The organism is Saccharopolyspora phatthalungensis, from assembly GCF_014203395.1.
Taxonomy (GTDB): domain Bacteria; phylum Actinomycetota; class Actinomycetes; order Mycobacteriales; family Pseudonocardiaceae; genus Saccharopolyspora; species Saccharopolyspora phatthalungensis.
Genome location: NZ_JACHIW010000002.1, coordinates 81,834 through 95,880 on the forward strand (window position 1 = coordinate 81,834; position 14,047 = coordinate 95,880).

General features: G+C 68.6%; 15 protein-coding genes. 3 read left to right on the plus strand and 12 right to left on the minus strand.

Annotation, left to right across the window (positions count from 1 at the left end):
- Positions 1–7: 7 nt before the first annotated feature.
- From BJ970_RS27270 to BJ970_RS27300, 7 genes are all read right to left on the minus strand, one after another.
- The gene (locus BJ970_RS27270; RefSeq protein ID WP_184729585.1) at positions 8–832 is read right to left on the minus strand and encodes an SDR family NAD(P)-dependent oxidoreductase; all 825 of its coding nucleotides are present in this window, start codon (positions 830–832) and stop codon (positions 8–10) included.
- Positions 833–869: 37 nt separating this feature from the next.
- Positions 870–1,271 carry a nuclear transport factor 2 family protein gene (locus BJ970_RS27275; RefSeq protein WP_184729587.1) on the minus strand — a complete coding sequence of 134 codons (402 nt, stop codon included), beginning with the start codon at positions 1,269–1,271 and terminating at the stop codon, positions 870–872.
- On the minus strand, positions 1,268–2,059 hold the full coding sequence (locus BJ970_RS27280; RefSeq protein ID WP_184729589.1) for an SDR family NAD(P)-dependent oxidoreductase: 792 nt from the start codon (positions 2,057–2,059) through the stop codon (positions 1,268–1,270). The genes BJ970_RS27275 and BJ970_RS27280 overlap by 4 nt, the downstream gene beginning before the upstream one ends.
- Complete coding sequence (locus BJ970_RS27285; RefSeq protein WP_184729591.1) at positions 2,056–3,381, minus strand: MFS transporter; 1,326 nt, start codon at positions 3,379–3,381, stop codon at positions 2,056–2,058. The genes BJ970_RS27280 and BJ970_RS27285 overlap by 4 nt, the downstream gene beginning before the upstream one ends.
- Positions 3,382–3,569: 188 nt before the next feature.
- Positions 3,570–4,328, minus strand: coding sequence for a haloacid dehalogenase type II (locus tag BJ970_RS27290; protein ID WP_184729594.1), 759 nt, complete (start codon positions 4,326–4,328; stop codon positions 3,570–3,572).
- A gap of 134 nt (positions 4,329–4,462) precedes the next feature.
- Entirely contained in the window at positions 4,463–5,599 is a 1,137-nt protein-coding gene (locus tag BJ970_RS27295; protein WP_184729596.1) for a carboxylate-amine ligase, read from the minus strand.
- Between the two features lie 307 nt (positions 5,600–5,906).
- Positions 5,907–6,143: a hypothetical protein gene (locus tag BJ970_RS27300; RefSeq protein WP_312864486.1), complete on the minus strand. Its 237-nt coding sequence runs from the start codon at positions 6,141–6,143 to the stop codon at positions 5,907–5,909.
- Positions 6,144–6,460: 317 nt separating this feature from the next.
- Between BJ970_RS27300 and BJ970_RS27305 the strand changes: the two genes are divergently transcribed.
- The 3 genes from BJ970_RS27305 to BJ970_RS27315 are packed head-to-tail and all read left to right on the plus strand — an operon-like array spanning position 6,461 to position 8,051.
- Positions 6,461–6,670 carry a hypothetical protein gene (locus tag BJ970_RS27305; protein ID WP_312864487.1) on the plus strand — a complete coding sequence of 70 codons (210 nt, stop codon included), beginning with the start codon at positions 6,461–6,463 and terminating at the stop codon, positions 6,668–6,670.
- Positions 6,667–7,206, plus strand: a complete 540-nt coding sequence (locus BJ970_RS27310) for a DUF6879 family protein (RefSeq protein WP_184729599.1) — start codon at positions 6,667–6,669, stop codon at positions 7,204–7,206. The genes BJ970_RS27305 and BJ970_RS27310 overlap by 4 nt, the downstream gene beginning before the upstream one ends.
- A complete protein-coding gene (locus BJ970_RS27315; protein WP_184729602.1) occupies positions 7,203–8,051 on the plus strand; it encodes a helix-turn-helix domain-containing protein in 849 nt (282 codons plus the stop codon). The genes BJ970_RS27310 and BJ970_RS27315 overlap by 4 nt, the downstream gene beginning before the upstream one ends.
- 210 nt (positions 8,052–8,261) lie before the next feature.
- Here the strand turns inward: BJ970_RS27315 and BJ970_RS27320 are convergent, their stop codons facing one another.
- The 5 genes from BJ970_RS27320 to BJ970_RS27340 form a co-directional block, all read right to left on the minus strand.
- Entirely contained in the window at positions 8,262–8,981 is a 720-nt protein-coding gene (locus BJ970_RS27320) for a flavodoxin family protein (RefSeq protein ID WP_184729604.1), read from the minus strand.
- 278 nt (positions 8,982–9,259) lie between these two features.
- Positions 9,260–10,264 carry an aldo/keto reductase family protein gene (locus BJ970_RS27325; protein WP_184729606.1) on the minus strand — a complete coding sequence of 335 codons (1,005 nt, stop codon included), beginning with the start codon at positions 10,262–10,264 and terminating at the stop codon, positions 9,260–9,262.
- Positions 10,265–11,027: 763 nt separating this feature from the next.
- Positions 11,028–11,888, minus strand: a complete 861-nt coding sequence (locus BJ970_RS27330; protein WP_312864488.1) for an ABC transporter permease — start codon at positions 11,886–11,888, stop codon at positions 11,028–11,030.
- Entirely contained in the window at positions 11,885–12,850 is a 966-nt protein-coding gene (locus tag BJ970_RS27335) for an ABC transporter ATP-binding protein (RefSeq protein ID WP_184729608.1), read from the minus strand. Before BJ970_RS27335 ends, BJ970_RS27330 begins: the two co-directional genes overlap by 4 nt.
- Positions 12,850–13,896, minus strand: a complete 1,047-nt coding sequence (locus tag BJ970_RS27340) for a LolA family protein (RefSeq protein ID WP_184729610.1) — start codon at positions 13,894–13,896, stop codon at positions 12,850–12,852. The genes BJ970_RS27335 and BJ970_RS27340 overlap by 1 nt, the downstream gene beginning before the upstream one ends.
- Positions 13,897–14,047: the final 151 nt, after the last annotated feature.

The following is a 14,047-nucleotide window of genomic DNA, read 5'->3' on the forward strand; positions in this document are numbered from 1 at the left end:
ATCTACCTCAGACGTGTTGGGAGCCGCCGTCGACCGGGATCACCGCACCGGTGATGTACCGCGCGCTGTCGGACAGCAGGAAGTACAGGGCGCCGAAGACCTCGATGGGCGCGCCGACCCGGTGCAGCGGCACGGTGCGCAGCGCGCGGTCGAGCGCCGCCGGGTCCTCGCGCACCCATCGGGTCATCTCGGTGTCGACGAAGCCGGGTGCGATCGCGTTCACCCGGATGTTGTCCGAGCCCAGTTCCACGGCCATGCAAGCGGTCAGGTGCCGCACCGCGGCCTTGGACGAGTTGTAGGCCGCCCGGGTGGCGCGCACCCGGACCCCGGCCACCGAGGCCATGTTGACGATCGCGCCGCCGCCGTTGGCCCGCATGTGCCGGGCGGCGGTCTGCGCGCCGTAGACGACGCCGTTGACGTTGACCTGGTAGGTCGAGGTGAGCTGATCCGGCGGGATGTCGGTGAATTCGGCCTGCGGGAAGACCCCGGCGTTGTTGATCCAGAAGTCGACGCGGCCGAATTCGTCGAGCCCGGCGCGCAGCAGGGCGTCGTGGTCGGCCGGGTTCGTGACGTCGGCACGGCGGCCCGCCACCCGGCCCGCGCCCGCGAGCTCGTCGTTGATCTGTGTGGCGACTTCGGGCGCACCGGCGAGGTCACCGGCGACGACGTTGATGCCGCGCCGGGCGAGCTCGGTGGCGAAGACCGCCCCCATGCCGCGTCCCGCACCGGTAACGACGGCGACCGTGCCGAGAAGTTCGGGGTAGCTCGCCGAGATGGGGCTGGCGTCCGCGCGCGTCGGGTTCGTCTGGTCGTTGGCGGTGGTTGCCGTCATGAAGGATTCTCCAGGGTTTCGCGGGAAATCGGTGGTTTCAGTCGCGGGTGACGACCCGCTCGGCGATCCGCCAGCGCCCGTCGTGGCGGACGACGCGGTCCTCGATGGTGGTGACCCGGTCGATCGCCACGACCTCGCAGCCGTCCTGCTCCGTGGTCCGCACGATGAGCAGGTTCGCCTTGACGTGGCATTCGTTCGTGCCGACCTCGCGGGCGATGCAGACGTTGGTGACGATGTGGTGGGCTCGGGGGTTGTTCGCGGCGAAGGCGGCGGCGAATTCGATGAGCGCTTCCCGGCCGCGCACGGGCGCCGGGTAGGTGGGGGAGCGGAACACGCCGTCCGGGGTGAAGGTCTCGGCCCACTGCCGCGCCGCGCCGCCGTCGATGGCGTGCCCCTGTTTCCCCAGCAGGTTCAGGATTTCAGACAGCGGACCCGTCATGACGGGTTGTCCTGGGCCAGGGCCGTGGTGATGCGGTGGTAGATGCCGCCCGATACCAGGCCGCCGTCGACCACGATCTCGGTGCCGTTGATGTAGGCCGCTTCGTCGGAGAGCAGGAACGCGACGGTCCGCGCGACCTCTTCGGGCGAGGCGACCCGGCCTGCCGGGACGGACCGGAGGCTCTCGTCGACGAACCGGCCGTCTCCGGAATTCAGCAGGGGAGTATCCACCAGGCCAGGGTGGACGGAGTTGACCCGGATCCCCGCGGCCGCGAATTCCAGTGAGGCCACTTTGGACAGTCCGCGAACCCCCCACTTGCTCGCTCCGTAGGAAGCCGAGAAATAGCCGACCATGCCGGCGATCGAGGACACGTTGACCACCGCGGCGCCACCGGCCTGGGCAAGCGGGCCGACGAGGAACTTCATGCCGTAGAAGACGCTCGACAGGTTGATGTCCATGACGCGGTGCCAGTCCGCCACGGACGTCTCGGCGATACCCTTGCGGAAGCTCACCCCGGCGTTGTTCACGAGTCCGTGCAACGCTTTTCCGTCGAGCGCCGCCGAAAGAGATTCCCACGCGGCCGGATCGGCCACGTCGAGATGGTGGGCCCGGCCGGTGCCTCCGCCGGCGGCGGTGATCTCCTCGGTGACGGCGCGGGCGGCGTCCAGATCAATGTCGGCCACCAGGACTTCGGCGCCTTCGCGGGCGAGCCCAAGCGCCTCGGCCCGGCCCATGCCGCTACCGGCGCCGGTCACCACGATCCGCCGGTCGCGAAACCGTGCGGTCATAGCGCGAGCTCCTTCCCCCTGGTCTCCTTGATGAACAAGGACATGATGAGGCTGATCAGTGCGCAGGCGACGAAGTACCCGGCCGGAGCGAGCTTGTTGCCCGTCGAACTCACCAGCAGTGTCGCGATGAACGGCGCCGTACCGCCGAGCAGCATGTTGGTCACGTTGTTGCCCAACGCGATTCCGCTGTAGCGGAACCGGGCTCGCAGCATCTCGGCATACGTGGCGAACGAGACGCCGTTGACGACGGAGACGCAGATGAACAGCACCGTCGGGCCCAGGATCGCCAGCGGCGCGGGACCGTCGGCCATCAGCATGAACATCGGCACCCCGAACACCGCACCGGCCGCTGAGCCGCCGATGAACACCGGCTTGCGGCCGATGCGGTCGCCGAGATAACCCGAGATCGGCAGGGTGATCACGCCCACGACCATGGCGATGCAGGTCGCGGTGAAGGCGAACTGGGGCGAGCGCTGCCCGGCGGTCTGCAGGTAGGTCGCGGCGTAGACGGATGCGATGTAGTAGCCCCCGGTGATCACCGCGCCGAGCAGGATGATCGTGAGGATCTGCCGCCACGCGGTCGAAAGCAAGGCGAACAGCGGGACCTTGACGACCACGTCCCGCTGCTGGACGTCCTCGAACTGCTCGGTCTCGTCCAGCGAGTTCCGGATCCACAGCCCGACCAGGCCGATGACCAGGCTCAGCAGGAACGGGATGCGCCAGCCCCAGGCGTCGACCTGCTCGGCGCTCAGGCCCGTGGTGAGTGCGAGCGCCATCAGCGAGGCGCACAGCGACCCGATGTAGGTGCCCGAGTTGACCATCGACGTCTGGAAGGCGCGCCACCGGGGCGGGGCGTGTTCGGAGACGAACGAGTTGGCGCCGCCCAGCTCGCCTCCGGCGGCGAAGCCCTGCAAGCACCGCGACAGGGTCAGCAGGGTCGTCGCCCAGACTCCGAGCGTGGCGTAGGTGGGCAGCAGACCCATCAGGGCGGTGGCCACCGCCATCAGCAGGATCGTCCAGGTCAGCGCCTTCTTGCGGCCGTACTTGTCGCCGATGTGGCCGAAGAAGATCCCGCCCGGCACGCGCAGGAAGAAGGCCACGGCGAACGCGGCGAAGGTGCCGAGCAGCGCCGTGGTCGGGTCGCCCTTGACGAAGAAGTGGGTGCTGAGCATGGTCGCCATGTAGCCGTAGATGCCGAAGTCGTAGTACTCGACGACGGTGCCGAGGATGGCGGCGCGGATGACCTTGGCGTGCGACTGCGCGGGTCGCGCGCCCTCTCGGTCGGCGGCTGTCGTGGCGCCCTCGGTGGTGGAATTCGCCATTGAATGTCCTTCGGTGCAGTCCTCGCCGCCCCGCCAGGTGCGAACGGAGGCTTATTGTTCAAATAGTGAGCTAGATGTTCATTAAATGGGAGTATATGGATCGGTCGCGTCACTTGGCAATGGCTCGAAGCGGGTCGGCGCACGTGGTCCCGGCGATTTCAAGGGATCATTTCCCTTGAAATCACCGCTCAGGCGGTGCGGTGGTCGCGCAGCTGGGTTGCGAGGTCCCGGATGTCGCGGGCGATGAGGTCCCAGGCGCCGGTGGCGTGCAGGTCGGTGCGCTGGCTGGGCCCGTACTCCTGGGGGCGCGCGATGAACGCCGTGCGCAGACCCGCGCGCTGGGCCGCCGCCAGGTCCGAGTTGTGTGCCGCGCACAGCATGACTCGATGCGGTGGCAGGTCGAGCAGCCGGGCCGCGCCGAGGTAGACGTTCGGATCCGGCTTGTAGGCGCGGGTCACGTCGGAACCGATGATGACGTCCCACGGCAGCCCGGCGTGCTTGGCCATGTTGGTCAGCAGGGCGACATGCCCGTTGGACAGCGGACCGATGATGAAGTCCCGCTTGAGCTCTGTCAGCCCGGCAACGCTGTCGGGCCAGCCGTCCAACCGGTGCCAGGCCTGGTTGAGCCACGCCAGGTCGGCCGGCTCGATCCGGTCGATGGGCAGGCCCATCTCGTCCGCCGTGGCTATCAGGTTCTCCCGGTGCAGCTCGTCCAGTGTGACGAACTCCCGGACACCGGTGCGGACCGACTCCGTGGCGGGCGCGTAGCGCGCCCGCCACCGGAGCGCGAACTCAGCCGCGTCGACTTCGAATCCGTACCGAAAGGCGATCGCCTCGACGGCGTCGGCCACGCCGGATTTCCAGTCGACGACGGTGCCGAAGGTGTCGAACAGGACGGCATCGACGATCTTCTGCGTAGCTGCTGAGAACTCAGGTCCCACCGGCATCGCTGGACCTCCCGCGTCGGGCCACGCCTCGGCGAACAAGCCTAGCAAGGACGGCGTACCGAGATGTAGCTCCGCTCGGTGACCCCTGCTCGACAGCGCCGCGATCGAGAAAATGATCCTATGTGGACGTTCGATCAGTCCGGTAAGGAGCTGCGGGTTTGCTCGGAGAGCAGGGCGATGACGTCGGTGATGTCGTCGCGGCGGGCGTGCGCCAGCCGCTGGCGATGGGCGCCGCTGCCATGCCGCAGCAGTCGGTCGAGGACGTCGGTCGCCGCCGTGGTGTCGCCGCTGGTGTCGAGGGCGGGCAGGGCCGTCTTGACCAACTCGTCCAGGAGGAAGCGGGCGGGTACCAGCTCGCCGGTGCTGTCCAGTCCCTGCCCCTCTAGCCCGTCGTGTGCCGCGCGCCACATCGCCAGGCGCAGGCGTTCGTCGGGGAACTCGGGTGCGGGTCGGCCCTCGGCGATGTCTTGCAGTGCCGTCATGGCCAGCGCGCGCACCAAGAGGGCTAATAGCAGGGATTCATCCGCCGTGGCCGCGGCATCCGCCACTCTAACCTCCAATGTGGACAGATGCGGCGCGGGCCGGGCGAACCAGTAGACCATGGCGCGGTCGAGCGCGGCACCGCTGGACAGCAGCAGGTCGACGGCGCGCTGGTAAGACGCCGGATTCCGGTGCAACGGCGGCGGCCCGGCCGAGGGTAACCGGGACCAGACGACGGTGCGCCAGCTGGCGTGCCCGCTGTCGCGGCCGCCGCAGAACGGGGAATTCGCGGTGAGCGCGAGCAGCACCGGCAGGTGCGGGCGCAGGTGGTTGGACACCGCCAAACTGGTGGCCAGGTCGGGCATGCCGACGTGGATGTGGCAACCGGTGGTCGCGTGCGAGTTCAGCAGCAACCCGAATCGGTCCCCGATGTTCTGATAGCGCGGCTTGGCGGTGATCGGAACGGGATCGGGGATGCCCAGCGGGGAGTATCCGGTGGAGACCAGTCGAAGGTTGCGCCGGTCCACCGCGGCGGCGAGGGAACGCCGGGCCGCACCCAGTTGGCCGCGGGCTTCGGCGGCGGTGCGGCAGACGGGTGTGTTCGCTTCCAGTTGGAAGCGGGTGAATTCCGCCGTGAAGGCGGCCGTGCACGGGCCCGTCGCGGCGCTGTCGGCTGCCGTGATGTCGCCCAGAACATCCTCGGCGCGGGGCGCCGGATGACCGGTGTCGGGATCAAGCAGCAGGAACTCCTCCTCGATCCCGAACGTCGGGGAAGACGAGCCGCGATCCATTGGACGCCCCTTTCCGGCGCGGGTGAATTGCGAGCAGGAGCCAGTTTCGGGCCCCGCTGCCGGGTTTGTCACTCGCCCGGAAGTCGCTTGATCACCGCGCGGTATTCACCCCTTCGGCCCTGGGGGCGGTAGCAATCCGAAGTGCGCGCGAGTCCCCGCAGGTGGCCCGCGGAACCGTACCGGTGCGGGCACCCGATCAGTGCACTGTGGACGGAATGAGGCCCGGCCCGGTGTGAGTCGGGGTTCAACACCGGGCCGGGGATTGTGGGGGCCGGGGACTGTGCGGCCGGACCGCCGGGGTAAGGGGCTACGGGGCGGTCGCGTGTCTGTTCTTGAGAATCTCGTTGCATGACATGCAGGTCGGCGCGGTGCGCCAGTCCATCTCGTTGGGCTTGGCCATCGCCACCGCGGTGCCGCACACGGTGATGTCGACCGACTGGCCCTCCCAGCGGCGGCCCTGGAAGGCGTGCCGCGCGAAGATGCCCGTGTCCGGATCCGGGGTGGGCAGCCAGTAGTGCGGTTCGGCGTGCCGGACGCCAATCACGACACGCCCCCTTGTCGCACAACGAGCCGGACGGCGGGTGGGGCGACGATCATCCCTGCTGGGAAGTGAGTGATCCTCACGCGCTCGCCCGCCTTTCGAACTCCCTGTTTCCCATCGGAGACCGCAAGTATGTGAAACCGGCCCGGTGCATTTCAAGCAATTCATGCAACTTTCAGGAATTCCAACCCGAACGGTCCAGTGGATCACGATGGGTGCATCACCCGGTTCGGCTGTTTGAGTTGCGCGAGCGGCCACCGCTTGACCGAATGCACGTATTGCACAGACGATGCATGAGTCTTCCGAACAAGGAGGAGCAAGTGAAGTTGACCTTCCAGGGAACGACGTCGCACGCCGGAACCTGCCCCACGCTCTACAGCACCGATCAGGGAACTTACGTCGTCCAGGGCTACAAGGTCACCGATCCGGAAGCTCTTGCCGCACTTCGGGAGCGCGGTCTGCCCGACCACGAGACCGCAGTGGAGATTCCGGCCGCGTTGCTCAACTTCGTGCCGAACGCGACGCCGTGAATTCCTGGGTATTACCAGGCGCGGAGTTCGATGAGCTTCTGCGTTCGTTCGGGCAGCGGGCGTGGCGGTGGGAGTGCCAGGGCACCTACCGCCAGCCCACCGAGGCGGAGCCCTGGCGCCGTTGGCGGGCCGGTGAGCCGGACGATCTTTCCTGGCTGCGCCCCTGGCTGGACGAGGTGGCGGCGGCGACCCGCGCGGGTCGCCGCTACTCCCGGGTCCGGGTCTTCCAGGAGCCGCCGACCGAGTACCAGCGGTGGCAGCTCGACGTCAGTCCGGCCAACATCGCCGCCGGTGAGGACATGCGGGTGCTCACCCAGGCCGAAGCGAACGCGCTGGGCCTGCCCGCTCGCGACTTCTGGCTCTTCGACGAGAGCCGGGTCGCGTTGATGCACTTCGAGAACCAGCGGTTCGCGGGCACCGAGATCATCGCCAGCCCGCAGGAGGTGAACCGATATCGGGCCTGGCGGGACATCGCATGCGATCATGCGATTCCGTTCATGGCTTACCTACGCGACTTGCCCCAGAGGAGCCGGTGACCGACTTCGACACTCGCCGCCTGGCGTTCGGTGACGCGCTGCGTAAGCTGCGCCTGGCGGCCGGGCTGTCCGGGAAGCAGCTCGCGCACCGAGCCGGGTGGACGCCGTCCAAGGTCTCGCGGGTGGAGACGGCAAAGCAGTCCGTCTCCGACGCGGACGTGGTCACCTACTGCCGGCTGACCGACGCTGCCGAGGGCCTGGCCGCCGAACTGCGGCAGGAGCTGCGCGAGATCCGCATCGAGGCGGCGAGCTGGAAACGCCAGCTGCGCACCGGAAACCGTGCCCGGCAGGAGTACGGGCAGCAACTGGAGCACGGTGCCGCGCGCATCCGGTTGTTCGAGATCGCGCTGGTGCCTGGGCTGGTGCAGACCGCCGAGTACGCCCGGCACGTCTTCGAAGCGGTCGCCGACCTGCACCAGAGCCCGCGGGACGTCACCGAGTCGATCGAGCTGCGAATGGCCCGGCAGACCGTGCTTTTCCGGCCGCAGACCCAGGTCGAGGTCCTCTGTTCGGAGGCCGCGCTGCGGCACCCCATCGCTCCGCCGCAGGTGATGGCGGCGCAGCTGGACCGGCTGCTTGCCCTCGCCGGCATGTCGACGACGCGGCTCGCGATCCTGCCGCTGGACGCGCAGCTGACCGTGGTTCCGCTGCATGGCTTCGTCATCATCGACGACCTCGCGTTGGTGGAGACGGTCAACACGGAAATGACCGTTACCGACCCCGACGATCTGGCGCGATTCCACCGACTGTTCGACGCGCTCCTGGCTGCGGCCGTGGAGGGCGCTGCGGCCAGCGCCCTGCTGCGGAAGCTTCTCGCCAACTACGCGGCACCCGAAGGTTCCTGAGTCTGGCTTGCGTGCTGCGGACGTTCAGAATGCTCAGGGATTCGTGATCAGCCGAAGCCGACCAGGCCGAGCCAGCTCGTTCCACTTGTTAGAACACCGCACCGCCATCCGCAATCGACCGGCCGTCGCGTCACGGCAGAGCCGGTGACGTACCCGCCGAGCCTGAATGGTGTGGCTCCAGCGACTGCGACGGCCGCGCACGACATCGGGTCAGCGGTGTTCGGGGTTTTCGAACTGTGGACGACAGCCCGCATCCCATTCCGTGCGTTGGTTGCCGTAGGCGGGAATCCCGCCTGCCCGGTCGAGTATCGCCGCGACGTGCATGAGGTTGTAGGTCATGAAGGTGGTGTTGCGGTTCGTGAAGTCGTTGTCCGGGCCCCCGGAGCCGGGATCCAAATAGGACGGTCCCGGGCCGATCGAGCCGATCCAGCCCGCATCGGCCTGCGGCGGGATGGTGTAGCCAAGGTGCTGGAGGCTATAGAGGACGTTCATCGCGCAATGCTTGACGCCGTCTTCGTTGCCGGTGATCAGGCAGCCCGCCACGCGACCGTAGTAGGCGTACTGACCGGCATCGTTGAGCAGCGACGAACAGCCGTATAGCCGCTCGATCACGTGCTTCATCACCGAACTGTTGTCGCCGAGCCAGATCGGGCCGGCCAGCACCAGGATGTTCGCGGCCAGCACCCGCCGGTAGAGCTGCGGCCATTCGTCGCTGGCCCAGCCGTGCTCGGTCATGTCCGGCCACACGCCAACGGCGATATCGTGATCGATCGCCCGGATGCTGTCGACCTCGACGCCGCTACGCCGCATGATGTCCGCGCTGAGGTCGAGCAGGCCCTCGGTGTTGCTGCGCTCTGGTGATCGTTTGAGCGTGCAGTTGATGAACATCGCGCGCAGGTTGTCGAAAACTGGTTCGGCCGCCTCGGTCATCGCCCTCGCCCCCCGGCAACGTCTCCGAGCGGCAAGTGCAGCACTTACCGCAGCACGGGGCAACTTCGGCGGGCGCGACGGGCCGCGTTTCGCGGGCGGCCCGTGCGACCTGATGAGCCAATGACGGTCATCGCCGACGAGTTCGAGGAATACCTGAGCAATACCCCCCGATCGTCCACTTCGGACAGTTGTCCTCCCTTGGTTGGGGTATCGATCACCTCGGGCGCGCAACCCACCGCATCGTCCAGGTTGCGTTGTGCGGCATTGCGCTTACCCGGTCACTTGCGGGTCTTCGGCGCGTTTTCGGCGGTCTTGGCCGGGTTGCGTTCGGCGACCGGAGCCAGGATCTCCTCCATGCGTTGCAGCAGATCGGCGTCCAGTTTCACCCCTGCCGCCGCGGCGTTCTCGGCGATCTGTTCAGGGCGGGACGCACCGATGATGGCTGCCGAGACGTTCCGGTTTTGCAGCACCCAGGACACCGCCAGCTGCGCCAGCGACAGACCAGCCTGCTCGGCCAGCGGCTTGAGCTGCTGCACCCGTTCCAGCACCTCATCGCGGAGGAAACGGGTAACGAAATGGGCGCCGCCCTTCTCGTCGGTGGCGCGGGAACCCACGGGCGCAGGCGCGCCGGGCAGGTACTTGCCGGTGAGCACGCCCTGGGCGATGGGGGACCAGACGATCTGCCCGATGCCCAGCTCCTCCGAGGTCGGCACCACCTCGTCCTCGATCACCCGCCACAGCGCCGAGTACTGCGGTTGGCTGGACACCAGCGGCACGTGCAGCTCGCGGGCCAGCTCGTGCCCCGCGCGGATCTGCTCGGCGGTCCACTCGGAAACCCCGATGTAGAGCGCCTTCCCGGCGCGGACCACATCGGCGAATGCCTCCAGGGTCTCTTCCAGCGGGGTCTCGGGGTCGTAGCGGTGTGCCTGGTAAAGGTCGACGTAGTCGGTCCGCAGTCGCCGCAGCGAGGCGTCGATGGACTCCATGATGTGCTTGCGGCTGAGGCCGCGGTCATTGCGGCCCGGTCCGGTGGGGAAGTAGACCTTGGTGAAGATCTCCAGGCCCTCGCGGCGTTCACCGCTCAGCGCGCGGCCCAGCACGGCCTCGGCGCGGCCTTCCGCGTAGACATCGGCCGTGTCGAAGGTGGTGATTCCCTCGTCCAGTGCCGCTCGGACGCACGCGGTCGCGGCGTCCTCTTCGACCTGGGATCCGTGGGTGAGCCAGTTGCCGTAGGCGATCTCGCTGACGACCAGGCCGCTGCGACCGAGATGGCGGAATTCCATGGCACCCCTTCTATGTAGACGTCGGCGGTACCCAAAGGTGTCTGGTATGCCGAACCGAGGATATTGGAGACCCCGCCCGGTGGGGCCCGGCCGGGTCCGGGTCACCGCCCGAGGACGGGAACTAGAGCAGAAGGGCGCTCATAATCCTTGCGCCGATCGGGCGGGGCTTATTCGTGCGGTCAGAGAGTGGCCCTGTTTCCGCGCGATCACGGCGAGGTCGTACGAAGCTCGGCGAGCGGTCGGTCGGGACGTCTGGCGCCAACCACTCGGGTGGTGCGTCGATCCGGAACTTTGCCGGATCTGTGCCGCGCCCACTCCGGGTGCGCGCCGAGCGGAACGAGATCGACGCTGGTCGCGCGAGGCTAAGCCGGTCGGTGCCGGGGCATTGCGGGCTCGGCGGACCGGGACGCGCGGCGAAAATTTTCCTTGCGTAACCGGCGAGTAACCACCAATGTCTCCGTCGCACGATTCGGACGGGCGCGGCTCGCGACGACGTGTGGCCTGGCGGGACAACGGGGTCTTGCCAGGCGTCGGGGATCGGGACGGGCGTGAATGGCGTCCGGCTCGGCGGGATGAAAGGTTCGACGTGCGCCACATCAGGCTGCAACGATCACCTCGACAGGGCGGCAAGACAGCATCCTGGGACCGAGCCGGCACGACGCGCCTGTTACTCCGGGCCGCGTGGCTGGAGCTTCAGGCGGCACTCCTGCGTTGATGCGGGGTGCGTTGGTGCGGGGTGCGGAGGCCAGCTGCCTCCGCACCGTCAGGCATCCTTGGTGACCATGCGGGTGATGGCGGCCGACAGGCCGATGAGCAGGTAGCAACCGGCGCGAAGCAGGCCGGTCATCAGGGAGTCGCTGCTGATCGGGTCGCGCAGCACGTCCATCACGGCCGACCAGTCGGTGGTGATCAACACCGGTTGCAGCCAGTCCAGAGCCGGGATCGTGCCGAGCACGCCGAAGATGATCAGACCGCCCACGGTGGCGGCCATGACCACCAGTGGGTGTTCGGTGAGCGACGAGATCGCCAGCGCGATCATTCCGATGGCGGCCATTTGCACCGCGGACCACCCGGCCGCCAGCGCCACCCGTCCCAGCGCCGAACCGATCGGCAGCGTGGTGCCCGACAGCGTGACCAGGCCGTCGCCACCGACGATGATCAATCCGGTCAGCACACCGCTGACCGCGAGGACGGTCACCGCCAGCACCGCCAGCACCAGCACGCCGAATGCCTTGACACCGACCAACCGCACCCGGCCGACCGGCGCGAGCAGCAGGCCGCGCAAGGTTCCGTGCGCCGACTCACCCGCCAGCGCGTCCGCCGCGACCATCGCCACCACCAGCGGCAGCAGCAACGTCTGCGCGAGCACGAGCGCCGCGACCGGCAGTACCAGGCCGTTCCCGGCCACCGCGGCGAGCACCGAATCGCCGCCGCGACCACCAGGACCGCCGGTGAGAGCGATCGCGGTGCCGAGCAGCACCGGTAGGCCCGCCAGCATCAAGAGCGCGAGCAGGTTGCGCGGACGGCGCAGCACCCACCGCAGTTCGGCGAGCAGGACGCGGCCGAGCGGGGCGGAGGTCCGTGTCGGCCCCGGTGCAGGCACCGCAGCATCGATCGCCGTCACATTTCCTCCTCGGTCAGCCGGGCGAACAGGTCTTCCAGGCCGGTCCGGGCCCGGCGTGCCTCCTGGACCGGCACACCGGCGTGGACAAGCATCGCGACGACCTCCGCGGAATCCAGGTCGGACAAATCGACGCGGACCGCCCCGTTCTCCTCGCGTGCCGTCACGCCGTTGCCGCGCAAGGTGTCGACCGCACCGGAACCATCGGGGGTGGACACCAGGAGATGCGGCGCGCCGGACTCCAGCATGGTGGCGAGCTCGCCCTGCGCGACCAGCGAACCCCGGTGCAGCACCGCGACATGCGTGCAGGTCGCCTCGATCTCGGCGAGCAGGTGCGAGGACACCAGCACCGTCGTGCCCGCCGCGTGCAGTTCGGCGATGATCCGGCGGATCTCCCGGGTGCCCGCCGGGTCCAGGCCGTTCGTCGGCTCGTCGAGCACCACCAGTTCGCGCGGCACCAGCAGCGCCGCGGCCAGTCCCAACCGCTGCTTCATGCCGAGCGAATATCCCCGGTACTTCCGGCCCGCGGCGGCGCCCAACCCGACCCGCTCCAGGGATTGTTCGACCACCCGGCGGATTTCCGGGCCACGCAGCGCCGGTTCCATCGCCGCGCACCGGAGCAGATTGTCGCGGCCCGACAGGAACGGGTGGAAACCGGGCCCTTCGACCAGCGCACCGACCCGCGGCAACACCCGGCCGCTGTGCTCGGGCAACCGGTGGCCCAGCAGTTCCACCGTGCCCGAAGTGGGGGCGGTGAGCCCGAGCAGCATCCGGATCGTGGTCGTCTTGCCCGAACCGTTGGGACCGAGCACCCCGACCACTCCGCCCCTGGGCACCGCGAGGTCGACGCCCGCCACCGCGACGGTCTGGCGGTAGGTCTTGCGCAGCCCGACGGTGCGTGCGGCGAGATCCCCCGCGGTGGGGGCGGCCGCAGCCGCCCCCACCGCTTCGATTGCGCTTGTCATCACGCCTCGCCGAGGGCGGCGGTGAGCACCTGCTCCGGCACCGCGCCGACCGCGACGCGGCCATCGGAGGTCAGCAGGGCGTTGCCTGCCGCGGTGCCGATGACCCAGCCATTGCCCCACGGGCCGCTGACCGGCTTGCCGGTCCGCTCGGCGACCTGCCGCAGGTCCTGCCCCTTCTCCGGCTTCTGCGGCTGCTGCTGCGGGAGCTGCGTCACCAGGACGCTGTCCCAGCCGTCCCCGACGACCTTGCCCTGCGGGTGTTGACGGGGCTGTTGTGGCCCATGCTCGGCCTTGCCGTCCTCCACCTTCGCGCCCGCCGGCGGCGTGAACTTGAACAGGCCCGGGTCCGGGGCGCTCATGTCGACACTGCTGAAGCCCACCTGCAATGCCGGGTCGTTCGAACCGTTGGTGAGCACCGAGAGCTCTAACGGGATGCGCTTCTCCGCGTCCACCGCGACCCGCACCTCACGCAGCACCGTGCGTTCGGTCGGCTTCGGGGTGAGAACCAGTTCGTAGGCGTCGCGGCCGGCGACACTGGCGGTGCCGTCCACCTTGACATCACTGGTCTGGCGGATCTTGCCGACGATCTCGCGGGCCGCCGCCGCGGGGTCGGCCGGGGCCTTGTGGTCGGCGGCCTCCGGCGCGCGCTCGGGGGAGCGGGTGACCTTCTGCTCGCCCGAGTCCCACTTCCACACCGTCGAGCCGTCGTTGACGACGGTCATCTCGCCGTGGGACGAGGGAACCGAGACGCGGTGGCGGCCCTGGCCATCGGCCCACACCCGGAATTGGCTGGTGCCGTTGGCGAGCATTTCGGAGGACTGGCCGGCCCCCGGGATCGCGGGCAGCCCGAGGTTGTTGTCGACTTCCACCGTGCCGGTCAGCGCCGGTGGGGTGGCTCGCATGACCGACTCCACCAACTGCTCCGGCGCCACCTGGGGCAGGGCCGGGGCAGCACCCGCGCCGACGGGCAGCGCGAGCATGGTCAGGCCCAGGACACCCACCGCGGTGCCGGCGGCCGCCGTGTAGGCCACGTTCTTGCGTTTCATTCGAACCTCCTGTCGAGTCCTGCGATCAAGAGTGTCGGAAGGGAGCTGAGATAACGCTGAGAACCGCTTCCCGGCTGAGAAACGGCTCAGGTGGGTGGTGATTCGCGGCAATACCTGAAATAGTTCAGGCATTGATTAGTTTGGCGACGGG